This is a genomic window from Crateriforma conspicua, assembly GCF_007752935.1.
In the GTDB taxonomy this organism is placed as follows: Bacteria; Planctomycetota; Planctomycetia; order Pirellulales; family Pirellulaceae; genus Crateriforma; species Crateriforma conspicua.
On the sequence record NZ_CP036319.1, the window covers coordinates 944,850 to 971,613 of the forward strand.

Below are 26,764 nucleotides of genomic sequence, written 5' to 3' on the forward strand. Positions count from 1 at the left end.
ATCAGTTCCCCGATCCATCGGGGGCACCGGCGGCTTGGCCGTCGGACGTGTCACTCTTGCCTGCCATGTCGGCGATACGGCCGGGGTGTTGTGCCAACAGTTCGACCATTTCGGTCAGAATTTGATCCCGATCGGTACCCGAAAGCCCGAACGCCAACTGGGCGACCAACATGCCGTATTTGACACCGATGTTGTATCGATTGCCTTGAACGCGATAGGCCAAGTATCGGCTGCGAGTCGGCAGGGTAGCCAACGCATCTGACAGCGTTGCTTTCTTGGCGGATGATTCCGCGTTTTGCTCCGCGACGACTGCGTCGACTGCATCCATCGCATCGGCGGTCAGCACGTGCATTCCAAAGAACCCCAAGTAGTGACCGCTGCGAAGACCCGCGGTGACCAATTCCTGTTCGGCTTGGGTCGGCGTTGGCTTTTCCACCACGCGGCTGACTTCATACAAGTCGCTGTGTCGCGGGACGTGCGTGCCGGCAACGACGCCGAAATATGGCAACCGACTTTCGCGGGTGGCTTGAACCGCCGATACGCTGCTGCCCAAATCGCTGGCAACGTCGATCAGTTGTCTGGCACAGGTCTGATGCGTCTGGCTCAGGTAAAGGTGATCGCCGACCAAGTGCAAGATCGGCTCGCCGTCGGCAAAGTCACGTCCTTGGGCGACCGCGTGGGCATAGCCTTGCGGTTGGCTTTGGACGACGAATTGCAGACAGCCGATGTGCGGGCCGGCCGCTTTGCGAAAGCTGTCTTCGCTGCCCGGTGCGATGACCAGGCAGATTTCTTCGATTCCCGCCGACAAGGTTTCTTCGACAATCGACTGCAGTGCCGTTTTGTCCTGGCCGTCACGGTCGACCAAGCGTTGCAGTGGGATGGTCGATTGGTCGGGTGCCGCCGCGGTGATCACGGCTTTGCGAATCTTCATGATGGGCGTGTCGGTCGGTGACGATCGGTCGGTAGACGAGGCAGACGTTCGGCATCCGCCAACCGATGGGCGGGCCGCCGTCACCGGGCAGTTTAATCTGCACCTGCGGCGTTTGGAGTGGGGGCCCAATCTGGCCAAGTGGCGAAATGACGGTCCGCCGCGGCCGCGATGCGCTGGGCCACAACCGTGCGAGTTTGTCTGGCACCGGTGCAACGGCATGTCTGGGCCGACACGCGATCCGGCACCGTCGAAAGTCAGCTGGAGATTTTGCGATTTCCTGCTGGCCCGGTGCTGCTACGCCGACCGTTCGTTTAGATAGCCGATGCTTTGCTTGACGCTGGCGATCGGGTCCGGCGACTGATCCTGTTCGACATGGCATTGGTCGACACCGATCTTGGCCGCCAATTTCATAATCGCGGGCATGTCCAAGACGCCATCGCCGACCTCTTGGAACGCGTCTTTGGGGACGGCGCCTTCGTCATGGATTGTGCCGACGCCCTTTTTCAGATCTTTCAGGTGGACTTGGCTGATTCGCGCTGCCAACTGACGCATCAGTGCTTCCGGATCGTGTCCGCCGATCTTGGCCCAGAACACGTCCAATTCAAACTCAACGGTTTGCGGATCAAACTTTTTGACGAACACATCAAACGCGGTCGTCTTGCCGTCCAGCTTTGCGAATTCGAAAGAATGATTGTGATAGCACAGTCGCATGCCGGCGGATCGTGCCTTTTCGCCGGCGGCGTTGGCCCGGTCGGCGATGCCACGAATCTTGTCCAGTGTGTCGCGAGCATTCTTGCCGATGTAGCCGAAAACGATGTGCCGCAGTCCGATGGTTTCGGCCAATTCAATCGTCCGGTCCACGTCGGGGCCGCCGGATTGGTCCGGCGTGGCGACGGCTTGCCAGTTCATGAAGGCGCTGTGGACGGCCAAGCCCAAATCGCGAGCCATGGCGGCCAATTTGATCGCGTCGTCGTCGATGTTCATCAATTCGACTTGGCGATAACCCGCGTCGGCCACGGCTTGCAGCGTTGCCTTGGGGTCATCCTTCATCTGGTTGCGCAGCGTGTAAAGCTGCAGGCCGATGCGGTCCAGATAGGGAAGCGGTTGTCCGTCCGACTTCGCGGCTTGATCGGCCCAGACGCGGAGTGGACTGGCCAAGCCGGCGGTCAATGCGGCGGCGGCACCGGCGTTTTGAAGAAAGGATCGGCGGCTGGCGACGGGATGCGATGGATGCTTTGACATGACGGTGCGGGGGGAAGATGAATCTAGGGATTGGGGCAGGTCAAAAACGAAGAGAGGGAGGTCTTATTCGGCCTGTTGCCGTTTCTTTCGCTGCCTTGCGCTGTAGCGTTCAAGTGTGCGGCGTTCGGCCGCCGTCAAACTGTCCTCGCCATTGCGATGAATCTTGTCCAAGATCCGATCCGCCTCTCGGGCTTCCTGAGCAAGTTTTCGGTCAGGGTCATGCAGTTTAAGCTTCATTCGTCGTGATCGCGAACGAATTTTGTCTGACATCTGGTTCATGCCACCCAGCCCGTCGGCCAGAAATCCAAGGTTCCACCCGCGGAAAAAGTAAAGCAGGCCGAATGCCGCGCCGGACAAGTGGACTTGGAATGCCGTGTTGCTGTCACCCGCCAAGCCGAGTGCGCCGAACAGATCAAAACCGACGTACAGAACCGCCAGCACCCATGCTTTGACGGGCAACACGAACATCAACAAGATTTCGGTGTTCGGAAAATAGCAGGCGAACAAAATCGTCACCGCCACCACCGCGCCGCTGGCCCCGATCGTCGGCGCATCGCCAAATGCCAGCCCAGAGATTGCCGCAGCAAAACCGCCGACGATGATCGCGCACAAATAGAACCGCAGGAATTCAGCCGCCCCGATCCGCTGTTCCACGATGCGGCCGAAGATGAACAGGCCGAACATATTGAACAAGATGTGGCGGATGTTTTGATCGTCGTGCACAAAGCCGTACGTCAAAACCTGCCAAATCTTCCACGGCTGTGTCAGCGATTCCGACGATACGGCCAGCCACGAAGCCAGGGAAAACCCGGTTTCGCGGTCGCTGAAAATCATGTCCGCGAAGAAAACCGCCACGTTGATGATGATCAACGTGATGGTCATGCTGCGGGGGTTTTCGACACGGTCCCAAGGCGAACGCATGCCGCCCCGGCCGTAATCTCGGTCGTAAAGACCCATGGGTGACTCGTTGGTGACGGGTGGGATAGCGAACCAAAGTTAGCAAATCCCACCACGCGAGAGAACATCGAGCCCGTAAACCTGGGCCGCCACCGCTCGGCGGTAAGCACACGGCGGCAAGCGACGGCCGATGCGTCAGTCGGCCGACGCGTCGGCGCCGGACACCTTGGCGTACAACGCGTGATCGCTGCGGCCACCGGCACGCAGGTAGGCCACCAAGTCGGCGATTTCGTCCTCGTTCAAGGTGTCGACCAAGCCGCTAGGCATCATACTGTTTCGTGCTGGGGCCGTTTCTTCGATCGTGTCGCGATCGATCGACGTCAAGCTGGACGGATCCAGCATGTTTGTCATCACACTTAGCTTGTTTCCGCTAAGGTTGATGACGCGTCCCACGACGACGCGACCGTCATCGGTCAAGAACTGGGTTGCCCCATATTGATCGCTGATGACTTTGCCCGGTTCGATGATCGAAGACAGCAAATCCGTCACGCTGAATCGGCCACCGGCGCCGGTCAGGTCGGGGCCCAGAATGCCGCCTTCCAGTCCCATGCGGTGGCACTTGTAACACTGCGCCGCGACAAACATTTCTTTGCCACGCTGAAAATCAAACGCGCGACCGGGCGATGCCACGTGCTCGGCCAAGTCGTCCACCGACCACTGTTTGACCAGCGGGCGAGCTTCTTCGGCAACGGCATCGGATTTGACCGGAGGATTCAACACCGAGGCAAGCGTCTGGCGGTCGTCATCGGTCAGTCCTTCGGCGGCAGCGTCTTGGATGTTCTTGACGAATCCGCCGAACGACATGCCGCCACGAGCATCACGCATGCGGTTGAACCAAGAAAAATAGTCGCGTTGGACCTTCGCCGGTGCGTCGCCGATACGATGCCGCAGGATCATTGCATAGTGAATCTGACTTTCCTGGCTGGGGGCATCGTTCAGCTGCGCGATGACGCGTGGAACGATGCCGTCGGCGTTGACGAACACCAGCAAACGTGCCAGTTCGCGGTCCAGGTTGTCCTTTCCGCTTGGAAAGCGATCGTTCAGCTGGTCGACGATCTGTTGACGCTGGGCGTCCGAGGGCGTGGCGACCTGGTCTCCGGCATTCAACCGCAGAAACGTCAACGCGTAGGCTCGCGTCAGATCAATGACCGACTGGTCATCCAAGGCATCGACGTCAATGTCGCCAAGAGCCGCCAAAACCTGGCCACGATGATCGGGCGTTCCGACGCGGGCGATGGCCACGGCGGCCTGGATCACGGCGCGATCGTTTTTCGATTTCAGTGCTGCGTCGATCCACTGGGCCACGTCGTGATGTTCCAGGGCGATCCGTGATGCAAAACGGATGGCTCGGTCGTCGTGGCCCAGATTGCGTACGGCCAAATTCAACGCGACGTCGGTCGGTTGCCCGGTGTGCAGTTTTTCAATCCGGTGACGAAGCTGGCGCAAGTCTTTGGCGGTGTCATCGGATTTGGGTGCGGCCGAGTCGTCTTCGTCGCCCACGTAGCGGATTCGATACAAACCGCTTTGGGCGCGGCGACCGCCGATGGTGAAGTACATCGCTCCGTCACCGGGATGAAAGGCGATGTCGGTCACCGGCAACGGCGCGCCGGTGGCGAAGGTAACGAATTCACCAGAGTAAGTGGCCCCATCGGGACGCAGGAACACCGCGTGAATGTTGCCATAGCTCCAGTCAGCGATATACAACGCGTTTCGGTACTGTTGGGGAAAACCACTGTCATATCCAAAGGCGATTCCCGTCGGTGATCCTGGGCCGATGTCGACGGCGGCACCGAACGAATCGGGATAGTAGGCCGGCCATTTTCCGGTTCCGTTTCGCCAGCCGAACTCCGCGCCGCTGATCACGTGATTGACTCGGGTCGGGCGGTACCACGGCGTGCCGACATCCCATTCCATGTCGGCGTCATAGGTGAACAGTTCACCGTCGGTGTTGAACGCGATGTCATAGTGATTGCGGAATCCGGTCGCGATCAATTCACGATTGCCACCATCGGGATCGAACGCGATGACGAAGCCGCCCGGCGCCATTCGGTTGGCGTTGTGGCCGCGGGCATCCGGCATGCGGCCCAGCAGATGGTCTTCGTCCCAGACTTCAGGGACACGGCTGATGGCAAAGTCATCGGGCAAGTTCGTGTTGTTGCCCGCGCACGTCACAATCCGCTTTCCGTCGGGCGTCAGCACCATGGCGTGGGGACCGTGTTCGCTGCCACCGTTCAGCGGCAAGATGTGTTCCTTCTTGTCGTACTGGTCGTCGCCGTCAGTATCGGTCAGACGCCAAACACCGCTGGGAAAATCGCGGGAATTGACGTTGGCGTACAGCGAACCAAACGCACACAGCAGACCCTGTGCACCTGCGAATTCGATGTCCAGCTTTTCCACGTCGGCCGCATCACCGCTGACATCGATGCGGTACAGCGCCCCGTATTGATCACACGCGATCAATCGCCCTTGCGGGTCGACAGTCAAACTGACCCAAGATCCCTGGCCATCCGCGTCGCTGCCGCCTTTCCCGGGAACTTCATAAACCAATTCGACGGCAAACCCGTCGGTCACGCGGATTTGATCCGGCGGGGTGACACCCAAACCGCCGGCGTTTGATTGCAGTGATAGCGGGATCAAACAAAGAAATCCCGTCAACGTGAAGGCAATGGATCGGAAGGTCGGTGGGGCTGGCATGAACGGCGTCAAGGTGGTGCGAGGGGGGAATCGGCGGGAAGCCCACTTGTCGGTGGAGCATTTTGTCACATCCTAACTGGTTAACGGAGCCGGCTCCAACGTTGACCGGGGCGAATTGTCGCGACAGCGAAACAACGCCGCGGATATCCGGCACAATACAGGGGGACAAGCCGCTGTATTTGTTCAGCCGGCGTCTGGCGGGAACGTATCTGCCGCCCTGCCGATCGATTCACTGACCCACGCCACTTTTCACCCCAACCAAGAATGCTATGTCGATGATGAAGGAACGGGCCACCATGCAACGCAGCCTCGGATGGGACCGTGAAATCGCCACTTCGCCCGGTGTCCGCGACAATCTGCGGAATTACATCACCCTTCATTTGGCCGCCGCGGGGTTGCAACCGCCTGAACAGAACACGGTCGAAGACAGCCTGGGCGAATTCTCCGCACAGATGTTGGAATCGCTGCGGCAAAAGAACCGACTGTTGACCAGTTATCGCGCTCCGGTGGATGCCCGCATCGAAGGGTTTCTGAACCGCTACTTCGGTGACCTGATCGGCGATTGTCCCGTCGAACTGCCCAACCAATCGTTGACCTTGGATCGCCACGGAATGGCGCGGGAGTTAAGCCTGCCCGTCGATGGGGACAAGTTCGAAAACGACTTGATCAAATCGTATCGGTGCGAAAACGGGATTTTGAACAATCCACGCCACGACCGGCGAACGACCGCGGGAACGTTTCATATTGTCGAAGGCGGGCTGCCCATTCCCGGTGACAAACGGGCGGTGCCTCGCGAGACCGCATTGCGTCTGTTCCGCGCGGCGATGACGCCACCCCAAGATTCGATGCTGTTGCCCTACACGTCGCAATCCAAACAACCCGGCCACACTTGGGTGTCTTTGTTGTTGCGGCCGTTGGTGTGTCCCGAGGTCCTCGGGGTCTGTGTGGCCAAATCAATTGAGATGCGTTTCTACGCACCGGCATCGCTGGTCAGCAACTTGGACTTTGTCGAATCCATCTTTGGAAACGCCGGTGACCCCATGGTGCCGGAAAACGATGCCGGATTGGATGTGGAACACTGGAGCGGGCACACCGGATGCGCGATCCTGGCGCCTCATTTGTCCGAGTTGACGAAAAAGGAGTTAGGACTGCCTCACTACGACGACGCGACCGAACGCCAACGTCGCGATTCGATGTGTTGGAAAGACGAAAACGAAAAATACAACGACGGCAGCGCGTTCAAATTGGCGTGTCGTGATGAAGCCGGCGTGATGGTGACGCTGATCGCCGACAATTATTACGGCTACTGTAAAAAGGAAGTTAAAACGCAGATCAGCTTTGCCGCCAATTTGATGGGCAACGTCGAAGAGGAACACGCCGGCGGCGCATTGGCGTTTGCGTCTTATTCCTTGGGAGAGGAATTCCAAGTCAACAGCCGCCGGTACAACGGTCGCACGTTTGCCGATTTGGTGCGTGAGTATCCCAGCTTCATTGAACCGCAACCCAGCGGCTATGGCATCGATCGCCAGCATCCGGGTGTGATCTATATCCCCGAAAACGCTTTCGTCACGCTGAAGGAACGTTGCATTCGCTGGGAACATGACGGCAAAGAAGTCCGCATTAAACTTTCACCGGACAACGAATACATCACGCCGTCGGGTTACCGGATTCGCTTGGAAAAACACCCCAATGCACCGTCCTGGCGTTTGGTCGGGACGATCGGCGAAGGCATTGCCTGCCACAAACCTTGTACGGTCAGTGGCGGTGGCAAGAGCGAAATCAGTAAGAGCCTGCGGGATTACATGTTGTACGGGCCGATCTTTATCGCCGACCGGGATAAGGATTTCGCCAAGCTGGATGAAATCTTCAATCGGTCTTATGCCGATCGTTGGCGCGACGACACCGATGACAAACCGGATTACAAGGACCGCCCAAGCCGCAGCGTGCTGGATCCGTCCCGCAGTCTGGGCAGCATGATTCAGTTGTTGACGCCACAACCGAATTACAGCGATGAATACATCCAGTGGCTGAACACGATTCCCGATCACGTGTACGCCGCGGCGTTGATCATCAAGCGTTTCATGCGTGACGAGATGCAGGGCAACTGGCGCGACTTCTTTAGCGTCGACATCGTCAACGGTTCCCCCGGGCATGAATTGAAATTGGGCTCGCGGTCGTTGGTGGGGACCTACCTGCGTGTGGGGCTGGATGATTCCCGTTGGCGAACGTTCAAGTTGCGGCAAGACTTCATCGCCGCAGCAAAGGTCCAGCGTGAAGACGACATCAGCGCCAGCGTGGTGGTTCCCGCGACGTCGATCGCCAACCTGGGCAAGGCGATTCAAGAAGCGGGCAGTTATAAGTTCGTCGAAAACTGCGAATACCGTTTGTTCCAACGCCCCGACGACGCGATCCACCGCGGTTTGGATAAACAGACGGAATATGATCTGTCGCGACCTGGAAGTTTCATTAGCAATTTCCAACCGCTGGGGCCGGATGAGTCCAATGAGATCGTCGACGATGTGATCGAGTTCCAGAACTTCACCAAGCCGATGAAGGACATGCTGTCACGGGCCGCGTCGCGCGACCATGGCTTTGTCGTCAGCACCGATCGGCCGCGTCTGGTCAACGGAAAGCCGACGAAGAACCCGCGGTACTTGCAGGATCGTCCCGATGCCGTCCGCGTGCGTGACACCTATGTCGCGTTTCGCAGCGTGCAACTGCACCGCGCCCTGAAGGAAGACCAACCGGTCTACATTCCCGTCGGGGCGGTGTTGGCCGGGCGTCGGAACAATCCGCCGGACAAGAAGGCCGGCATCCGATCGTTGGCGGTCTATTCGCCGCTGCACTATCAGGAATTGCCCGAGTTGCTGATGGACTGGGTCTGTTCGCTGACCGGAAAGAGCCCCAGCACGACGGGGGCGGGCAGTGAAGGCGCGTTGACCAAGGGACCGTTCAACGCTTTGCCGCCGTCGATCGATTTGAACGCCGCAGTGGTCTCGATGATCTTGACCGGGTTGGGCGGTTTCAGCACGGCGGCCGGTCACATCGGTCCGCGTTTCGAATTCGGGCACGACGTTTCACTGTTGATTCCCGAAATCTGGTGCCGCATGTCGGCCGAAGAACGCGATCCCAAGGCGATGATCAAGAATGGCATGTTGGAGCCGTTGAAGGATTTTGAAGTCGACGGCAAATCCGTGCCGGCCAGTCGCCTTGGGTATCGGATCACACGTAAGTTTGTGCACACTTATCTGGCACGTGTCTTTGACAGTCCCGATAAAGTCTTCACCGATGACATCTTGAAGCCCGAGTTGCAGGACGCGGAATCGTTTGCCGATGGGATTGTGCACATCGCCGAAGCACAACAGCGAGTGGCCAAACGGTATTTCGAAGACGGCAGTTATGAACTGGCGTGTCCGCCGCTGCAGGCGATCCTGTCGATCCTTGCCAACGGTGACTATCAGGGCAAAACGGTCGACCATCCGGACGTGCGAGCGTTGTTTGACCGCGATCATCTGTTGGCCAGCGATTGGTATCGCCGTCGATTGGTCGCCAAGCAGACGCGTGATATTGATCACTGGAAGGGGTTCGAGAGTCGCTTGCAGGCCTACTTGGCGGAACCGGTGAATCTGCGTTCGGGCATTGCGGATGTCGCCAAGCAACGATTGCAGGTGGTCGAAGATCGCTTGAAGGAAGCACGTTCCGAAGCCTATCTGGATAGCCTGGTGGGAACCCTGGGGGCCGATCCGTTGCAACCGTCGTTAAGCGACCCGTCGATGGTTCGCAAGCTGGCTGGTGTCTGACATGAACAACTCGGTGGCCGCGATGGTGCAAGTCGTCACCACCGTCGAAACATCAGAACAGTCCGAACAGTTGGCCGGTCAGTTGTTGGATGCACGTCTGGCCGCGTGCATCCAAGTGGATGGGCCGATACGCAGTCATTACGTGTGGAAAGAGACGCGACAATCGGCCAACGAGTACCGGTTGGTTATCAAGACACGATCCGAATTGACCGAGTCGCTGGTTCGCCGGCTATCGGAAATCCATCCGTATGAAACGCCAGAGATTTTGGTGACACCCGTGATCTGGGCGGCAAAGGATTATTTGGCCTGGGTTCGCGAGCAAACCGACGGAGCCTAGCCGCCGGGCGAATGCCGACGGTCCCTATTGATGACTGCCGCGATTGTTAGGCATCCGTTGCGATTGTGCTGCGTCGGCGTCGGTAGGGATTGAACAACAGGTAATTCAGGTGGCGATACAAATCGCTGTCGTTCAACAGATCTGTGTGGGTGCCTTCGCCGACCAATCGCGGACCATTCAGCAAGATGACACGGTCGGCCAAGCGAAGCGTCTGCAGTCGCCGAGGCAGGACCACGACCAGGCTGCCTTGATCGGCCAAGTTCTTCAGTGCTTTCAAGCACGGATCGTCCGCCACGTGTTCGCCGGGCGGCGATGATTCCTTGGCCAGGATGATCGGCGGCCGGTGCAACACCGCGCGAGCAATTCCCAGTGCATAAGTCACCTCTTGACCCAATGATCGATCACCGGGGGTCAGGATGGTGTTCAGGCTTTCGGGCAAACGTTGAAGTTGTTCGTAGATCCCCAACGATTCCAACGTGTCTCGGATGTCGCTGTTGTTGATCGAATCATCGCCGCCACGCAAATTTTCAAGCACGGTGTCTTCCCAGATCGGCCCACTGGGTTCGACCCACATCACGTTTCGTGCGAGAGCTTGTGGGTGCACATCCAGCAAGGGGATCCCGTCGATTTCGACCTTCCCACCGCTGGGGCGGCCGAATCCCATCAGCAATTCCAGCAACGCTTGGCTGGAAACGTCATCCGTCCCCATCAGTACGACCAACGAACCGGGATTCAATTGCAAGGTCAGGTTGCTCAGGATGGCGTCGCCGGCCGAACTTTTCAGCGACACGTCGTGAATCGCGACCGAGTCCCGCAATCCACCCAGGCCGACACGTTGTTCGCTGGGTGCCATTTCACCGCTGCGGTTCAAATACAAGTAAACCGATTCGCTTGAACGACCGCTGGTTCGCAACTGGCTGGCCAGACGTGACAGACGCCGCGAGGAAACCGATGCGCCGGTCAATGCCAGGCCGAGGACTAAGCCGGCGGGCAGACTCAGGCCTCGCTGAACGCCGAACAGGTTAACGCCCAGTCCAAGGATCAGAACGCCGATCGCCACCGATGATGCCAGGAAAAGGATGGGCCAAAGTCGGGCGCGTTTTTCGTCCTCCACCGCCAGTCGACGGTACAGCGTTTCCAGTTCGCTGCTGAAGGCCGTGTCGGCCAGTCCGTCGGCTTGCAGTCGTGCCAACAGCGGTGCTTGGCCGACCAGTTCCGCCATGCGATTGCGGGTCCGTGGCAATTCCCAATCGGTCAGTTGGTCGGTGTCGTGTTCGCGCAAGATTCGGAACAGCTGCCAGACCATCAACCCGCTTAGCACGGCCAGCAATGCCAGCCATGGATTGACCAGCAAGGCCAACGTCACGCAGGTGCCCAGGATCAACACGCTGCGTGGAATGGATCGGTACCACAGCGACAGGCCTTTTTGGACGTTCGGCAGGTGCTGGTCGATCAGCGATTGGGCACGCACCTGTTGGGCGGCTGCGCCTTCGAATTCCGCCCGTCGCAGGCTTTGACGCAGCAATCGGGCGTGCAACGATTTGACCACGCTGCGGGCACGACGATCGGCGGTGCGGCGATTCATCCAAATCGCAAAGCAAAAGATGGCAGCCAGGAACACCGAAACCACGACCAATTCGGCCAATTGGCGAAGCGGGGCCTGATCGACCAGCCACGAGGGAACGGGAAGCTCCAGGTGGCTGCCCAGTCGTACCGAGGAACCCGAAAGGCCCTCGTTGTCCAGCAGTTGGGCAATCAGCCCCAGCAGGACGACCTGTGCAGGTACCAGAATGCCCGCCAAAGCGGACCAAAAGAACGTACCCAGCGATCCGCCGGCGTCGGGTTCCGACCGGGCGGCCGCCAATGTGCTGAATCGGTTCAATGCAGTGGACTCCCGTTGCAGGCCCAGCGGACACGCTGTGCGATGGGCCGATGCCCGCACCGTCCACCACAACGGAGCCGGTGTGGGGGCCGTTCCGATGCAACAGGTCGTGGCGGGTTATGCCAAATCGCGGTCTTCGAATAACAACATCGCGAGCATCCAAATCGCGACCACGAAAACCACAAGATAATTGAATGCTCCGGCCAAGTAGATCGGTGGGATGGTATTTCCGGTATCCACCGCCGCTTGGACGTTAAAGACGTTCAAATTGGGGACGATGACGGCAATGAATTTACCGACGAATCCCACCAATTCATTGTTGTCCTGGGCCGACGCCACCAGAGGCGACGTCAAATTACCGATCACGTACACGATGAAGCAGGTGATGAAATTGGCCAGCAGGGGCAGCCGGGTGGCCAACGCAACCGCGATGCCGCCGATCACCATCGTTTCCATGAAATAAAGCGTCAGCACGGGCAGCACGGACATGATCTGTTCATGGCATTCCTGCCACACCGGTGCCGATTTTGTCAGTTCACGTGCCTCAAAAATCGGCTTGTAGCTGAGCACCAAAATCAAGACCGCTGCCATGATCAAGAACATCACCAGCACGGTCAGCATGATTCCGGTGTACTTACCCAGGACAAATGCACGTCGGCTGACGGGTTTGCTGAGCACCGTCAGGGCGGTCCGGCCTTCGATTTCTTCGCTGACGGTCGTTCCCGCACTCCACACCGCCTGCAACATGGCCAAGACCATGATCAGCGTCACGCCGCTGTCCTTCAGCACACGGATGTCGTCGCCCAGGGTGTTGAACGGATAGATCCCAAAGAACAGGATCCCGACCACCCCTAGTGCGATCAAAATCAAATACAGCGGCTGGGCCATTTCGTTCTTGGCCGTCGACAAACCCAGGGCCCAAACCCGAGGTGCCGCTTGGCGAAAGACCATCAATCCGGCGATCAACACGACGACCGCGAGGGCCGTGTACACGATCGAACTTGCCTGCGGAATCTGTGGCAAGTTGACGAAGGTGAAGACCACCGTGGCGGGGTCAATTTCACGGTTCTGGATGTGCAGCTTTGACGAATCCGGCGGCAATGGCGGCGTGTCGCGGTCTTCGTATCGGTATTCCAGCACTTCACCGGCATCGACCCGGAACGGCGAAGTCGAAAAGCGAGCCGGGTCGTCGGCGTCGGCCAACAAGACCGTGCGGTTGCTGCGGATCGTCAGTTCGGACGTGCTGCGGGTGTTGTATTCGATTTCGGCCGGATGGAACGGGGCGTCATCAGGTTCGGCGTCCGGCGATGCCGCGGGGATCTCGACTTCGTGGGTGGTCACACCGTCGGTAAAGATGTTGACGGCGGGAACCGATGCCAGGATCTCTTGCGGTGATTCCACCAGCGGTGTGGATCCGAGTCCGATCAAGGCCAACACGCCCAGCGTTCCCAGCACGTAGGGAATCACACCCTCGCCCAGCATCGAAAACCACTCCGAACGCGTGCGATGCCACATCCCGTAGATCACGCTGAATCCGACCAGCAGGCCCACCAACATCAACGGCAAGACCAACACGCCCGCGTTTTCTTCCGTCTGTGGCATGTACCAACCGCACAGCGCCAGGCCGACGGGGATTCCCAAAATCAGCGATGCGATCACGCCGCGACGTGGGTTATCGGGAATATTGCCCAGGCCCGGGATGAACGACAGGACGGCCAGTACGGCGAAAATGGCCGCTGCAACCACTGCACCCGCTGCGATGCCCACGCCCAGCACCCAGATCGGCGTCAGCCACGTCGGCAGCCACTTCAGTGCCTGGCCGACGAACAGGCCGTTGGACATCAACGCGTCTGAAAAACCATGCAGGCCAACGCTGGGATCGACGAAACCACAGTCAAGAAGGGCGGGGGGAACGCAGATGTCGAACATGAAGGGATCGGTCCGGCGGATGGGATGACGAGCACGGCTTTGCTACGCCTTGAGGCCCAATTGGGTTTGACAGAATCCGTCAGACTTCTGGCAATTTCAAGTGCCGGTGCCGAACTTCGTCCGAACAACTCAGACGCTTGGCTGATCCGGCGAAGTCCGTGAGGATTCCGGGGCGTCCAAATAGCACGAAAGCGCGTCGCGGATCGAATCGGGAATCGGTGCCTTGGTCAATTTGCCGTGGGCCGCCAATTCGCAGCAGACCGAGACGACCTGCCCACGGGCCAACATTCGATCGCCGCACCGGAACGTGAATCGATAGGTGACGCTGCTGCGGCCGATGTTGCGGACCGAAACGTCGACCGTCAATTCATCTTCAAAGCGGGCCGCCGATAAATAATCGCACTGGGCGGAAACGCGGGGCCAAGTCAGCGGTTTGGTGTCATCCCGGTGCCGGGGCAAAACAGAAATCCCCAGCGACCGCAGCAAGGCGTGCTCCGCACTTTCCATCCACGGGAAAAATGCGGCGAAATGAACGATGCCGGCGGCGTCGGTTTCGCAGAACTCCACGCGACGCTGGACCGAAAAGACGTCCGGTTTATTCACCGACGTAGGGCATCAGAGCCATGAAGCGGGCTCGTTTGACAGCCGCGGTGACCGCGTGCTGGCTGACGGCGGTACAGCCGCTCTTGCGTCGACCGACGATTCGGCCTTGGCGATTGACCATCTTCTTCAGCAATTCCACGTCCTTGTAATCCACGTACATCGGACGTGGGCGGACGCCATCGACGAAGATCGGGTCCTTTTTGCGGGTACGTGAACGGACGCGTGAACGTTTGCGGGCTCGACTACGCGAGCTCATGGGACGTGGGGGCATACAGTCTTTTCAACTTGTCTGCAGGACGAACGGACTACACGGCCGGCGCGATCTTTCACCGCCGGCTCGCCAAACTGCGGATCGCGGAGTATGGCGAAACCTGCTGCGACCGGCAAGTGTATTTCACGTCCGTTTTGATTCGGACGATCAATCGTCACGATCCACAAAATCGCTCGATTCAGTTCCGGTGCCCCCATCGTCGCCATCTCGCCCCCCCAATGTCCGCCGAATTGTCCGTCTCAACGCCCGGCGGCGGCCTAAGGGTTTCCTAGGTCGGCATTCGTTCCCGCAAGCCCACGGGCGGTTTGGCGATGCGAATCGACCTCGGCCGATGTCGCCCGCGGTGGGCACGGCGGCAAATGCGAACCAGGCGAACCGATCCGCCGCCCAGCCACCGGACCGGGGCGAAAAGAATCATGTCGTTATTCCATACCCGTTTGAATCAATGCCCGCAGCGACCAGAGGGGCGTCCACGGCGTGGCATTTCTGTCGTCGAAGTCTCGCTGGTGCTGGTCATCGGCGCGGTCGCGGTTTATTGGGTGCCGCGGGTGATGGCGAACATGGAACGTGAAAAGGCCACCGATGCTTTCGACTTCCTGAACAGCGTTCGCGAAGCACAAGTCGATTTTCACGCCCAGGCAGGACACTATGCGGGAAACCTCAGCCAGTTGGACTTGGACCGCACCGCCCCGATCCATTTCTCGATCGGACCAGTCGACAGCACCACTGATGCGTGGAGCCTGACGCTGACCCGCGCCGGTACGGCGACCGACAACAAGTACACCGTGATTTTCACCGAACAGGGGTTCGATTCACGTCGCAGCAGTGTGACCGGTGATTTGATTCCCCAAGAATTGCGTCCTCGCAACGATATTTCGCCTGATCTACTTGCCGGCGGTTGGGCCGGGCGACCCGACCTCCACGGCGATTCGGATCGGTGATGTGGACGTCGCGAAACTGAAATCCATTCCGGAATCGCAAGCCAGCACGGCTGTCCACTGGGACGCCAACGTTTTGTATGCTTGCCGAGTGCACCGAACTTGGTGGGGAGGGTTTTCGTTTCGCCATGCGTCACAGGATTACACTCGATCGGCCGCAGATGTCGCGTTCTCGGACCTCTTGAGTTCCCTGGGGCATGATCTTTCCGCGGATCGTTTGGTGGTGGGATGCCCACTGTCGCTTTGCGAAGTGCGAGTTTCATCCGATCAGCCTCGTCCGGTCGAATCGCTAAAGGATTTCGCCGACAGGCAGCTCCGGTGCAACGGCGTGTCACGTGAAATGGACGCCGGTACTGTCCTGCAGTCGTTTCGTTTAAGCGATCACTTCGGTGGGCATCGGGTGGACGTGTCCACGCCCGGCGGTCAATTGCGTTCGATCGTGTCTGCACTGCATGGCGGTCCAGGCGGACAGAGGTTGAACGTCGCGAATGATCAATCACAGGTCGTTGCGATCACGCCGGATTTGATTGTGCCATCGGCCGGTTGGAATCAACCGTCCCGGTCGTCGTCGATGGTCGCGGTGCACGTCTTCTTGGGGCTGTGTGACCAATGGGTTTGCGTTTGCTGTGGTGGTGTGCCAGTGCTGGTGCGTCGTTGCCCGCTGCCCGGTGGCGATGAAGCGTCCGGGGTCTTGGACGTGGTCGAAGGCTTGGTCGATGAAGCGTCCGGTCGCTTGTGTCGTCATCGTCCCGCTTCGCGTTTTGCGGCCGATTTGGTGGTCGTCTATGGCCGCGACGAATTGAAATCCTTGATCTCCACCACCGCTTGGGGATGTCGATGGGGACAACGCTGGACTTGGTTGCCCGCTCAGACGCTGGATCCTGAATCCATCGTGGTGAACCTGGCTTTGCGCGGCCAATTTGCTGATTCCAACGGTGGATCGTCCACACCACCGTCTTCACCGCACTCAACCCCACCGAACACCCATTCCCCGCACCGTCGGACGGCAAACGAAGACGCCCGTTCGATGTCGTCCGGCGGGCCGTCGGCCTTGTCCAGGACGGTTGTCGGCCGGCGAGAACGTCCGCCAATGCATTCGGCGACGTCAACGATTCGCTCCTGGTCCGTTCGTTTTGTTGCGTTGGGTCGATGGTCCCAGGCTTGCTTTCAAAGAATCGTCCGCCCTGCCCCGCTGGGATCTCGGACCCATTAGCCACCGCTGTTTTGTGTCAAAGAGTCACCACGTGATGAAATCCATCTCCAACGAGATCTCCGTTGACCCTCAGGGTTCCGCCGGTACCAGTCAGTGGGCGATGCAGGTGGGACGCATGGATCCCGATGCCGTGCTGCGCTGGTGCGAGGCCCCGGAGGATGCCAACGATTCTCCGGTGCAAGACGGTGTCGGCAACGCCCCGGTTCTGGGCACCGATGGATTGATCGACCAGACGGCGATCGCCCATGCGTTTTCGCAAATGTATCTGATCCCCGTCTTTGATCCGCCCGCCGATGAACCATTGCCGGTCGACCGATCGGTCGCCGAATCGATTCCCAAGGAGGTGTGCGAAAAGCATTCGCTGGCACCGTTGGCGGATGACGGCCTCACTTTGGAAGTGGCCGTCGCCTGTCCCGACGGGTTGCGTCACGCCGATGCGATCGGTCGCCAATTGGATCGCCGGATTCGTCCGATGTTTGCCACCGCCGATGTCGTCGGACGGCTGATCGTCGCGTTGCATGATCAGACCGATCGGCAGGATGGCTTGCTGCGGCACGGCAAGGCTGCGGGGACCTGCGATGACCGTTCGCACGATCAATGTGCGACGATCCAACGCGCGGCGGGTCATGCCCCGACAACGGAACGGACGTCCGACGAAATCGATGCCGCCAAACGCGCGCTGTCGATCGGCGCTGCATCGAAATCCGACCAAGCCATCGCCGATCTTCTGGCCGAGGCGATTCGCCAAGCCGCCACGGATATTCACTTGGAACCCGCCGGCGACACCTGTCGCATTCGAATCCGCGCCGAAGGCCGCTTGTCAGTGCACGGCGAGTTTTCCGGTGCTTTGTATCGCCAGATCAGCGACGCGTTGAAGTTGCGATCGCGTGTTCGTCGCAGCGAAAGTCGTCTGCCACAGGAAGGCGGATTCACCCTGCTGCGTGGCGGAAAACGTTTTCATGTTTCCCTACAGACTTTTCCGACCGCCGCTGGTGAAAGCATGGTTCTGGGGCTGCGCGAACTTTCGGCAGTCGCGGAATCTTTGGACGCGTTGTCGATGGACTCGGTCCAGTTGGCGCGGGTACGCGCGATCCTGCAATCGTCTCATGGGCTGGTCGCCATTTGCGGGCCGCGGGGCAGCGGAAAGCGGGCCACCATGCAGGCCTGTGCCGCTGAATTGAACGACGTCACCCGCAACGTGTGCTCGGCGGAGCGTCGTGGAACGGTGGCGATGCCCGGCATCAACCAAGTGCTGACCTGCGAGGCGGCCGGCTTGGGGATGGCGCAAACCTTGCAGGTCTGCTTGAACCAAGATCCCGATGTGTTGTTGCTCGGTGAACCTTGGAATGCAGCCACCTCGCGTCTGTGTGCCGACGCGGCGTCGGCCGGCGCGCTTGTCATCGGCATGATGCGCAGTAGCGATTCTTTGTCGGGCTTTCGTCGGTTGTGCAGCTACGGCGATTCCGCTGCGCCTTTCACCTCATCGCTGTCCGGCATCATCGGCCAACGTAGCCTACGACGGCTGTGTGATCATTGTCGCCGACCGACGCGTCCCGATCGGGCGACCGCCCAGCGTTTGTCGTTGACACAAGATGCCGTGCTATACCAGGCCGCCGGATGTGACGCGTGTGACCAGTCGGGGTATCAAGGAACGATGTATCTGTATGAAGTGATACGGATCCCCGATGAAATTGATCGAAACGACGTTTGGAACGACGCCGGTTCGGTCACTCGATCGGCCAGCGATTTTAAAACCATCGCGCGTCGGCAAGGCGTTCTGACTCTGGCCGAACAGACAAGGACGCACTTGCTGGCCGGGCACGTCAGTGTTCAAGACGCACTGCGAAGCGGGACCGTCATGGGGTCCAGATCTTAGGGGCCGTCGAAGGTGATGACGCAGCATCGGCCGCGCGATGGTTTGGACCCGTGGTTGTTGTTCTGCGACGAGCCTTGATGCGAACGTAGGGCGCCGCAAACCGGCATCGGTCGGCAAACGAGTCGGCGGCGCTGGTCGAATCCGCGTGCATGGGTTCGGTCAAATCTTCGACCACAAATCCCGATCGGCAAATTCCGCCGATCAGTTCTTCCCAGCGGTGAAGGTATTCCGTGGCACCGTGTTCACGCAGTCGGCGTGCCGCCGCCGACCAATGCTCCGGTGCAGGCACTGGTTCGCGTCGATAGTATGAATGCAGGATTTCATAGCTGCCACCGCCACCGCGACGCAAAGACGTTTGCAGGCTGACCGGTGTCTTGTGCTGGCTGATGTACAGTCCGCCGGGCTTGGTGACCCGGGCGACTTCGCGAAAGACACCGGACACATCCGGCAGGTAACAGGTGCTGACCGGGTGAACGACCAAGTCGAAGGATTCGTCACCCAACCCCGCCAGGTTGTCCATGCTGGTTTCGATGATCCGCACCCGATGACCGTGGCGGGCGGCCATTTGCCGATCCAGTTCCAGCATCGCGGGGCTGTAGTCGACCACCGTCACCTGCGCGCCGGCGGCGCTGTACAGCGAACTGTGACGCCCCCCGCCCGCGGCCAAACACAACACACGCCAACCGTTAATCGATCCCCCCAGCCAGCCGATCGGGTCCACCGTGGACAGCGGATCGGCCAATTCCGCGTCGCTGGCCGGGCGGCAAAGCGGATCTTTCTTCGCCGCCATCGCATCGTAAGTGTGGCGATTGGCCCGCAATGCGGCGTTTCGTGGATCCATGGCGTGGCCGGCCTTCGAGGGCCGATGAAAACGGGGAAGATGAGCGTCGCGTGGGGGGATACTCGAAAAAACGCGAAAAAAATGCGTGGTTTTTCGAATCCGGCCCACGATGCGGGAACTTTTGCAACGCGGTGGTCATCCGATGCCATGAATCACCACCGACCGCACGACCGTGCCGACGAAGCCGCCAGCGTTGCCTGGGGCTGCAGTTTCATGGATGAAACCCATCGGCCTGGTCGGTCACGCCGGATAGACGATCCGGATAACATAACGCGGCGTGGTCCTTGAACGAATCGTGAATGATGTCTGATTTAGACCCCGAAATCGAAGAACGGCTCAGCGGCTATTTGGATGGTGCCGTTGATGCGCAACAGCAGGCCAGGATCGAAGCCCGTCTGCGACACGACGCCGGTGCGCGGGCGGATCTGGAAGGTCTCCGCGACCTGGGGGATCGTCTGCGCGAACTTTCCGACAGCGAATCCAGCGTCCTTCCCGATGGATTTGCCGATCGAGTCGTTGAAGCGGCGATCCAGCGCGCCCGTCTGGAAGGTTGTGAAGACAGCCACCCGCTGTTGAAAGCGTCGACACAACCCGTACGAACCGCCATCGCGGTGCCGGTCAAACGCGTCGCTGCCGTGGGTGCGGCTCTGGCGTTGGCTGCATCGGTTGCGGTGGCCGTCGTCTTGTTGCCCGACCCATCACCGGTCGATCCGATCAATGGTCTGGCGCAGACCGATCCGTCGGGCGTCCGCGATGTTGAAACTCAGCCTGAAAACCAAGTTGTGGTTTCACCGGAGATGCCTCAAGCGGATCCGTCGTCGATCCAGCAGGATTCGATGCTGGTGCAAGCGGATGCCGACACCGATGATTTGATCGATTCGACGTCGCGTGAAACCGTGCTGCCACGACCGGATACGGTCGCCAGCCGAACGCAACCGAAAGATGCCGCGGCGATGACGCCAGCGGCGGCGGACACGGTAGCACCGCCCGAAGACGCTGCGGTGTTGGATTCTCTGGTCGGCGCATCGGCAACGGGCCGGTCACGTTCGACCAAGGCCGTTTTGGTGCTGGACATCCGGCTGGTCGACAAGCGTTTGGGGATGGCACCGATCCGTGATGCGATGCAGCGTGCACGCGTGGCCGACGAAAGCGAACAACCGGTTGACCCGTCTGTTTTGGGTGCCGTCGCTAACGCGGTGGACGATGCCAACCTGTCAGGTTCGCTGATGTATTTGAAAGCCCCGGCGAAGCAACTGGACCGCTTCATCATGAATCTGCTGGCGGATCGCGAGCAGGTCGAATCCGTGGGACTTAGCTTGGCGTCGGATGCCCCAGTGCTAGGCGTTGCATCGGAGTTCGCTGATGTCAAACCGACGTCGGTTCGTCACGACTTTGGCGACATGATCGATTCGGCAGAATCGTCCAGGCTGGTGGACAGCCTGGCCGACCGTGCATTCCTGCCACTGCAAGCAACGTTGGTCCCCGATGCCATTGCCGGGCTACAGCCGGGTGGTGCGGATGACGGGCCGGACGTCATGTCCAACGTCTTTATCTTGGTCCGCTAGGCCCGACCAAGAATTTCAACCAAGTGTTTCGGCCGTTCGCTTGAATCGCCGCCGCGGCCCAAGGCGATTGCCAGGGCTTAGCGGTCGATTCCGCGACCGGCGGCGGCCGACAGGATGTCTTCGATCCTTTCGGTGGTTCGTCGCATATTGTGATGTTGCTCAATCACATCGAAACCGTTTTCAACATGACGGCTGACTCTTTCAGGATTGCGTGACATGGCCGCGATCGCCGCAGCCAGTTGATCGGCATTGCCCTGCCCTGCCCAGAAAGCGATCGGCTTGTCTCGCTGGATTTCTGGTGTACCGCCGGCGGTCGTACAGATGACCGGGACCTTCAACGCCAATGCTTCCAGCACGACATTGGGCATGCCTTCGAACAGCGATGGCAGTACCAAGGCATCGGCCGTCACCATGTGCGCCGCCGGACGTTCCGATCGGCCCAGAAATCGCACCCAGTGATTGGTCGGACGCCCGGGTTCGGACGTGGCGGTCGGATCGTTCCAGCCGTTGGATGCGACAATCTTTTGAAGCTTTGGCCGCAACGGTCCGTCGCCGACCAAGTCCAATTGAACCGCAATGCGGTTGGCGACCGGCCCGGACTGCAGCTTCCGCAGTGAAGCGAGCAAAACCTCGTGCCCTTTTTCCGGCGTCATTCTGGCGACGCAGACCAGACGCAAACGTTGGTGCTGCTGGCCGATTCGTGTTTCCGCATCCGCGGCGTCATTGCGCAGCGCATCCAAATCGATTGGATTGGGAATGACTCGGATGCGATTGGGCGACAATCCATAAAATTGGGCGGCCGATTCGGCGGATTGTCGGCTGACCGCGATCACCTGGAAGGATCGGCGATAGGCCACCGCCAGCAAACGACGTTTCCAGGCAATGAATTTCGTTTCGACCATCGGCAACGCGTGGCTTGGCGGGCTGACGATCGTGGAAACACGGGGCACGCGACACCGTCGGCAAGCCGACGACGCAGTCAACGTCATGTGGTACGTGCGGTCGTAAACGACATCGATCTGTTCATCACGCAGCAGCGTCGCCAGTTCGCGTGATTCCTGGCGGTGGATTCGACCGGGCCAATTGCGTTGGTTGCCTGTGGCAAAATCCGATGCCACGTGGACCGGAACATCCGGCGGAACGGCTTTCAGAAAGATTCCTTCGGCACGTTTCAGGTACAGATGCGGTGCAAATCGGGCGCGATCCAGATGACGCAACAAATGCAGGATTTGTCGTTCGCTGCCGCCGCCGTCCATCGATCCGATCATCAACAGCACGCGGATGGGGGCGTTTGGATCGGGCGTCACGGCCATACGACGTCAATCCACACCAAGCGGTGATCACTGGCGGTGATCCAATAGCGTTGCGGGGAATCCGGCCCCGGCCAAAACACACCGCTGTCGTGAAGTTCCAGCGATTGATCAGGCACCACGTAGTCGACCCGCATCCATCCGTTGCGACCAAAATCGGCCGTCGCGTGGGGGCTGACGCTATCGGAAGGTTCCTTTTCGGCGACCGCCGCGCCGCTGGCCTGCGGATCGGTCGTGCGATCGTGTTCCAGCAATCCGATGATGGCGTCACGCCGGCCGTCGCCGCGAACCGGATCGGCATTCAGGTCGCCCATGATCACAAACGGGGCGTCGGAACCAAAGCCGCCTTGGTTTCCCGCATCATCAATCATCCAGGCGTCGGACGAACCGTCCAAGTAGTCCGTCCAGAAGCGAATCTCATCGTGGTTGCGGCATCCATTGTGGTCCTCTGGACCGTCGAAAACCGGCGGCGTCGGGTGGCTGGCGAAAACGTGCAGAGCGCGTTCGCCGATCTGCACCGGCACGTCAATGTGATTCTTGCTGGACAATCGCAGCTGGTTCCAAACGTCTTCGTCGTAGTACGTTTCGCCCGATTCGGGATCGACCGGAACTTGAGGATCGGGCATCGACGCCCAACGCAGTTTCTGGAACGTCCGAATTTGTTCGTCTTGGATGGGAAATCGGCTAAGCACCGCCATCGCATACTGCCCCTCGTACACACCGTATCCCCAAGCATCATTGGGTTGGCCGGGTTGCCCGTTGTCGTCCAGGTCCAGTCCCGAATCGACGCCCGTGTTGCTGGGGAATGAACGAACGTGGTCGAACCGGTGTCCGTCGCGTTCGGTGTTGCCGACGGCAAAGAACAAATCGTTCAATGCGTTTACCGTCGCTGCGTCTTCGTCAAAATCGATTTCATTCAGCAACAGAACATCCGGACGTACCGTTTGAACGATCGCCGCGATCCGTTCGGCCTGCTGGTCCTTGCCGTCGGCCAGGCGTTCCAAGATTTGCCCGGGAGCTTTGCCGTACAGCGAAACATTAAAAGTGGCGATGCGAACAACGCCGTCGGGCTTGGGCGGAATCCTGCTGGCCTCGTGTGAGTTCACAGTGCCCGGCATCGATTGGGGGGCTTGGGTGTTCGGATCGCTGGAGACCGCCGGATCGGCCGCGATCGGCGATGCCGATTGCGTCGAATCAGAATCGGATGGCTTAGCCGATACGGTGGCATCGGGTTCCGATTTGGCGCATCCGGTGATCACCATGGCCAGCACTGCAATGACGCAAATCCAGCGATTCATTCGACATCCACACTCTACATACAGGATCGCGATGGATCCGGATCGGAAAGGAGACGGCTGGACGACGGTTCGGTCGACGCCCACGCCCGTGCGTGTTCCAATCGCGTCGCCCGATCACCGCCACGGTTGACGTCGTCAAACGGTCAAGCCAAGTGTTTTCGTTGTTCACACCCTATCAAACGAGACCCGGGACGGGCACCGGCGGCGTCGCTCGACAGTCAAAGCCCATCCAATCCTGATCCGTCATTCGCTCAGTATTGAATCTCATGGAACCCAATCAACCAAAGCACTCGTATTTGGCAACCGACCTGGACGGCACTCTGATCCCGCTGCAGGTGCGGGAGGCGGTCCGTGGGGGATTGTCGGTCGAAGAAGCTGAATGCCGACTCGAAGCCAGCACCGAAGCTTTACGGCGATTTCATCAAGCCACCCGTCCGACGCCCGGTCGGGCGCGTTTGCGCATGGCGTTTTTGACGGGGCGGCATTTGGAATCGGTGGGCGATGCGATCGGACAGTTTGACCTGCCCTTGCCCGAATGGATTCTGTGCGATGTCGGTAGCAGCATCTATCACCGTCACACCGGCGACACTGCGGATCGCTCGCCCGCCGGCGATGTCGTGACCGATGGGTTTGAACGTTTGCAAGCCTATGACGACGAACTGTCGCGGATCACCGGTGACATCGACGCGGATGATCTGCGGCGACGGTTGCAATCGATCGACGGCATTCGATTGCAAGAGCCCGAAAAACAGGCCCGCTTTAAGCTTAGCTTTTACGCGGACCAGCACGAATTGGAGCAGCGGGTTGCCGCGATTCGTGAATTTCTGGATCAGCAAGATTTGCCCTTTGGCATCGTTCACAGCGTTGACCCGTTCAACGGTGACGGGTTGATCGATGTGATGCCCCGCGGTGTGACCAAAGCCCATGCACTGCACTGGTGGATCCAACACTTCGGGATCGATTCGGACCAGATCGCCTTCGCCGGTGATTCGGGGAACGATTTGGCTGCCTTGATCAGCGGCATTCCAGCAGTGGTTGTCGGCAATGCCGATCGTACCCTGGCTTCACGCGTGTCGCGGCATCATCGTGAATCGGGTTGGCGGGGGCGGCTGTTTTTGGCCGACGATCACAGCACCGCCGGCGTCTGGCAAGGGTGCCAGTGGTTCGGCTTGGTGCAGCGGGACACACCGGATACCGCCGGCGACTCCGGTGCAACAATGTGTCCTTCTGCGGTGGAGATTGAGCGTCTGCACGATCACTTGGGGGCGACGCTGATTCATCGGGATACGACCCGGTTTGTGGTGTTTGCACCTTCGCACCAAGACGTCGAAGTCTTGCTGGTCGACCAGGCGGATCAACCCGTGTCCGCCCATCGGCTGCGTCGTACGGATGCTGGATATCACCTGGGGTTGGTCAATGAGTGTCCTGCGGGGACACGCTATCGCTATCGGTTGTCCGGTGACACCGTTGTTCCCGATCCGGCCAGTCGTTTTCAGCCGGACGGTGTTCATGGTCCGTCACAAGTGGTTGACCGCCGGCACGCATGGTCACACCGATGCGCCGATTCGATCGGTCGTGACGACTTGATTATCTATGAACTGCATCTGGGAACGTTCACCGATGCGGGGACCTATCAGGCGGCGATTGATCGACTGGACGAACTGGTCGATCTGGGCGTCAATGCGATCGAAATCATGCCGGTGGCGGCGTGTGGCGGACGCTGGAACTGGGGCTATGACGGCGTCGATTGGTTTGCCCCCATGGCCGACTATGGGACGCCGGATCAGTTTCGTGATTTCGTCGATGCGGCGCACGGCAAAGGGTTGGCTGTCATCCTGGACGTCGTTTACAACCACTTTGGGCCGGAAGGCAACTATCTGCATCCGCTGGGCGGATACATTTCCGCCAAGCATCACACGGTCTGGGGAGATGCACCAAACTTTGACCAGCCGCCCACCGATCGTGAAGTCCGACGATTTGCAATCGCCAACGCGATTCACTGGTTGGATGAATATCGCATCGACGGTTTGCGTGTCGACGCGATTCACTGCATCGCCGACGACAGTGAAACCCACTGGGTGGCGGAACTGTCCGAGGCGGTTCGAAAGTGGGGCGATTCAACGTGCCGCAAACCTTTGCTGATCGCCGAGTCCAACATCTACGATCCACAGATGTTGGTTCCTCGGTCACAGGGCGGCATGAACTTTGACGCGCAGTGGTGCGACGACTTTCTGCACAGCGTGTTTGCCGTCTTGCGTCCGGGCGAACAACTGTCCCAGCGGACCTATCACGCCGAAAGCGATCTGCGACAGGTCATGTCACAGGGCTATGTCTTCGAAGGCACGGTTCGTTCGCCACGCCAGCGAACCGAGCCGGGGGCGCGAGTGGACACGTCGGGCTTGGTCTATTCGATTCAGAATCACGATTTCATCGGCAATCATCCGCTGGGCCAAAGGCTGCACACGATCGCCGGGATGCCGGCGCAACGTGCCGCTGCTGCGTTGCTGATTCTGTCGCCCGCCATTCCGATGCTGTTCATGGGGGAAGAGTTCGCTTGCCCCCACCCGTTTTCGTTCTTTGTCGATTTTGGCGATGATCACCTTCGGCAATCCGTGGTCGAAGGACGCCGCCGCGAATATCCACAGCACGATTGGTCGGCCGGGCACTTGCCCACCGATCCGGCCGCCATGGAATCATCCAAGATCGGTCCAAAGTCGGCGGGATCAGAATCGATGTGGCGATGGTATCGCGATTTGATTGCGCTGCGAAAGCAACTGCAACAGGCTGATTGCTTTGGCGATCAGAGTTACGAGGTCGTGGCCGGACCAAAGAACGTGTTTGCCATGCGTTACAGCAACGACAAGGTCGCCGCAACGATTCAAGTGTGCTTGGCCGGCGAAGTTTCCGCTGCCGACCTGCAGTGCCCCGGTGGTGAATCGACGGTGATGGATTCCATGGCCGATCAGTATCGTGACGAGACCGAACGGGCCGTCGGCCAAGAACATCCCGCGGTGTCACGAGCATTGATCACCGCACGCGGCTTGGCTGACGGTTGATGCGTTACGTCAGCGCCGGGC

General features: G+C 59.5%; 18 protein-coding genes. 7 read left to right on the top strand and 11 right to left on the bottom strand.

Annotated elements, in window-relative coordinates; genetic code table 11:
• Position 1: 1 nt before the first annotated feature.
• The 4 genes from Mal65_RS03415 to Mal65_RS03430 form a co-directional block, all read right to left on the bottom strand.
• On the bottom strand, positions 2–931 hold the full coding sequence (locus Mal65_RS03415) for a sugar phosphate nucleotidyltransferase (protein WP_145293656.1): 930 nt from the start codon (positions 929–931) through the stop codon (positions 2–4).
• A gap of 294 nt (positions 932–1,225) precedes the next feature.
• Positions 1,226–2,173 (bottom strand): sugar phosphate isomerase/epimerase family protein, encoded by a 948-nt coding sequence (locus Mal65_RS03420; protein ID WP_145293659.1) that lies wholly within the window; start codon positions 2,171–2,173, stop codon positions 1,226–1,228.
• A gap of 63 nt (positions 2,174–2,236) precedes the next feature.
• Positions 2,237–3,130: a rhomboid family intramembrane serine protease gene (locus Mal65_RS03425; protein WP_145293661.1), complete on the bottom strand. Its 894-nt coding sequence runs from the start codon at positions 3,128–3,130 to the stop codon at positions 2,237–2,239.
• A gap of 135 nt (positions 3,131–3,265) precedes the next feature.
• Positions 3,266–5,824 carry a c-type cytochrome gene (locus Mal65_RS03430; protein ID WP_145293663.1) on the bottom strand — a complete coding sequence of 853 codons (2,559 nt, stop codon included), beginning with the start codon at positions 5,822–5,824 and terminating at the stop codon, positions 3,266–3,268.
• Positions 5,825–6,120: 296 nt separating this feature from the next.
• On the opposite strand from Mal65_RS03430, the gene Mal65_RS03435 reads away from it, so the two are divergent.
• Positions 6,121–9,624, top strand: a complete 3,504-nt coding sequence (locus Mal65_RS03435; RefSeq protein WP_196784531.1) for a PPi-type phosphoenolpyruvate carboxykinase family protein — start codon at positions 6,121–6,123, stop codon at positions 9,622–9,624.
• Position 9,625: 1 nt separating this feature from the next.
• Positions 9,626–9,961 (top strand): divalent-cation tolerance protein CutA, encoded by a 336-nt coding sequence (cutA, locus tag Mal65_RS03440; protein WP_165701038.1) that lies wholly within the window; start codon positions 9,626–9,628, stop codon positions 9,959–9,961.
• Between the two features lie 46 nt (positions 9,962–10,007).
• On the opposite strand, the gene Mal65_RS03445 is transcribed toward cutA, so the two are convergent.
• The 4 genes from Mal65_RS03445 to rpsR all read right to left on the bottom strand — a co-directional run bounded on the left by Mal65_RS03445 (position 10,008) and on the right by rpsR (position 14,631).
• On the bottom strand, positions 10,008–11,843 hold the full coding sequence (locus Mal65_RS03445) for an ATP-binding cassette domain-containing protein (RefSeq protein ID WP_145293670.1): 1,836 nt from the start codon (positions 11,841–11,843) through the stop codon (positions 10,008–10,010).
• 117 nt (positions 11,844–11,960) lie between these two features.
• A complete protein-coding gene (locus Mal65_RS03450; protein WP_231131270.1) occupies positions 11,961–13,772 on the bottom strand; it encodes an ABC transporter permease in 1,812 nt (603 codons plus the stop codon).
• A 129-nt stretch (positions 13,773–13,901) separates the two neighbouring features.
• The gene (locus tag Mal65_RS03455) at positions 13,902–14,375 is read right to left on the bottom strand and encodes an acyl-CoA thioesterase (protein ID WP_196784532.1); all 474 of its coding nucleotides are present in this window, start codon (positions 14,373–14,375) and stop codon (positions 13,902–13,904) included.
• Entirely contained in the window at positions 14,368–14,631 is a 264-nt protein-coding gene (gene rpsR / locus Mal65_RS26910; RefSeq protein ID WP_196784533.1) for a 30S ribosomal protein S18, read from the bottom strand. The genes Mal65_RS03455 and rpsR overlap by 8 nt, the downstream gene beginning before the upstream one ends.
• Before the next feature lie 431 nt (positions 14,632–15,062).
• Between rpsR and Mal65_RS03465 the strand changes: the two genes are divergently transcribed.
• The 3 genes from Mal65_RS03465 to Mal65_RS03475 are packed head-to-tail and all read left to right on the top strand — an operon-like array spanning position 15,063 to position 18,673.
• Positions 15,063–15,587, top strand: coding sequence for a hypothetical protein (locus Mal65_RS03465; protein ID WP_145293672.1), 525 nt, complete (start codon positions 15,063–15,065; stop codon positions 15,585–15,587).
• Position 15,588: 1 nt separating this feature from the next.
• A complete protein-coding gene (locus tag Mal65_RS03470) occupies positions 15,589–16,797 on the top strand; it encodes a hypothetical protein (protein WP_145293674.1) in 1,209 nt (402 codons plus the stop codon).
• Between the two features lie 34 nt (positions 16,798–16,831).
• A complete protein-coding gene (locus Mal65_RS03475) occupies positions 16,832–18,673 on the top strand; it encodes a GspE/PulE family protein (RefSeq protein WP_145293676.1) in 1,842 nt (613 codons plus the stop codon).
• Here the strand turns inward: Mal65_RS03475 and Mal65_RS03480 are convergent.
• Positions 18,654–19,514, bottom strand: coding sequence for a class I SAM-dependent methyltransferase (locus tag Mal65_RS03480; RefSeq protein WP_174820125.1), 861 nt, complete (start codon positions 19,512–19,514; stop codon positions 18,654–18,656). The two genes, Mal65_RS03475 and Mal65_RS03480, sit on opposite strands and share 20 nt — an antisense overlap.
• Before the next feature lie 299 nt (positions 19,515–19,813).
• On the opposite strand from Mal65_RS03480, the gene Mal65_RS03485 reads away from it, so the two are divergent.
• Positions 19,814–21,079 (top strand): anti-sigma factor family protein, encoded by a 1,266-nt coding sequence (locus Mal65_RS03485; protein ID WP_145293678.1) that lies wholly within the window; start codon positions 19,814–19,816, stop codon positions 21,077–21,079.
• Between the two features lie 77 nt (positions 21,080–21,156).
• Here Mal65_RS03485 and Mal65_RS03490 read toward each other — a convergent pair whose 3' ends face one another.
• Together Mal65_RS03490 and Mal65_RS03495 are read right to left on the bottom strand one after the other, a co-directional pair.
• Complete coding sequence (locus Mal65_RS03490) at positions 21,157–22,392, bottom strand: glycosyltransferase (protein ID WP_145293680.1); 1,236 nt, start codon at positions 22,390–22,392, stop codon at positions 21,157–21,159.
• The gene (locus Mal65_RS03495) at positions 22,383–23,687 is read right to left on the bottom strand and encodes an endonuclease/exonuclease/phosphatase family protein (protein WP_196784534.1); all 1,305 of its coding nucleotides are present in this window, start codon (positions 23,685–23,687) and stop codon (positions 22,383–22,385) included. Before Mal65_RS03495 ends, Mal65_RS03490 begins: the two co-directional genes overlap by 10 nt.
• A 266-nt stretch (positions 23,688–23,953) precedes the next feature.
• Here Mal65_RS03495 and treZ point away from each other — a divergent pair, with 266 nt between their 5' ends.
• Positions 23,954–26,743, top strand: a complete 2,790-nt coding sequence (gene treZ / locus Mal65_RS03500; RefSeq protein ID WP_145293682.1) for a malto-oligosyltrehalose trehalohydrolase — start codon at positions 23,954–23,956, stop codon at positions 26,741–26,743.
• Positions 26,744–26,764 lie beyond the last annotated feature (21 nt).

What these genes read in the sequence shown, in the direction of transcription:
- Mal65_RS03420 (WP_145293659.1), bottom strand. Translation starts at nt 2,173, where the DNA reads ATGTCAAAGCATCCATCGCATCCCGTCGCCAGCCGCCGATCCTTTCTT.
- Mal65_RS03430 (WP_145293663.1), bottom strand. Translation starts at nt 5,824, where the DNA reads ATGCCAGCCCCACCGACCTTCCGATCCATTGCCTTCACGTTGACGGGA.
- Mal65_RS03425 (WP_145293661.1), bottom strand. Translation starts at nt 3,130, where the DNA reads ATGGGTCTTTACGACCGAGATTACGGCCGGGGCGGCATGCGTTCGCCT.
- Mal65_RS03480 (WP_174820125.1), bottom strand. Translation starts at nt 19,514, where the DNA reads ATGGATCCACGAAACGCCGCATTGCGGGCCAATCGCCACACTTACGAT.
- cutA (WP_165701038.1), top strand. Translation starts at nt 9,626, where the DNA reads ATGAACAACTCGGTGGCCGCGATGGTGCAAGTCGTCACCACCGTCGAA.
- Mal65_RS03435 (WP_196784531.1), top strand. Translation starts at nt 6,121, where the DNA reads ATGCAACGCAGCCTCGGATGGGACCGTGAAATCGCCACTTCGCCCGGT.
- treZ (WP_145293682.1), top strand. Translation starts at nt 23,954, where the DNA reads ATGGAACCCAATCAACCAAAGCACTCGTATTTGGCAACCGACCTGGAC.
- Mal65_RS03485 (WP_145293678.1), top strand. Translation starts at nt 19,814, where the DNA reads ATGATGTCTGATTTAGACCCCGAAATCGAAGAACGGCTCAGCGGCTAT.
- Mal65_RS03495 (WP_196784534.1), bottom strand. Translation starts at nt 23,687, where the DNA reads ATGAATCGCTGGATTTGCGTCATTGCAGTGCTGGCCATGGTGATCACC.
- rpsR (WP_196784533.1), bottom strand. Translation starts at nt 14,631, where the DNA reads ATGAGCTCGCGTAGTCGAGCCCGCAAACGTTCACGCGTCCGTTCACGT.
- Mal65_RS03450 (WP_231131270.1), bottom strand. Translation starts at nt 13,772, where the DNA reads ATGTTCGACATCTGCGTTCCCCCCGCCCTTCTTGACTGTGGTTTCGTC.
- Mal65_RS03415 (WP_145293656.1), bottom strand. Translation starts at nt 931, where the DNA reads ATGAAGATTCGCAAAGCCGTGATCACCGCGGCGGCACCCGACCAATCG.
- Mal65_RS03490 (WP_145293680.1), bottom strand. Translation starts at nt 22,392, where the DNA reads ATGGCCGTGACGCCCGATCCAAACGCCCCCATCCGCGTGCTGTTGATG.
- Mal65_RS03475 (WP_145293676.1), top strand. Translation starts at nt 16,832, where the DNA reads ATGAAATCCATCTCCAACGAGATCTCCGTTGACCCTCAGGGTTCCGCC.
- Mal65_RS03465 (WP_145293672.1), top strand. Translation starts at nt 15,063, where the DNA reads ATGTCGTTATTCCATACCCGTTTGAATCAATGCCCGCAGCGACCAGAG.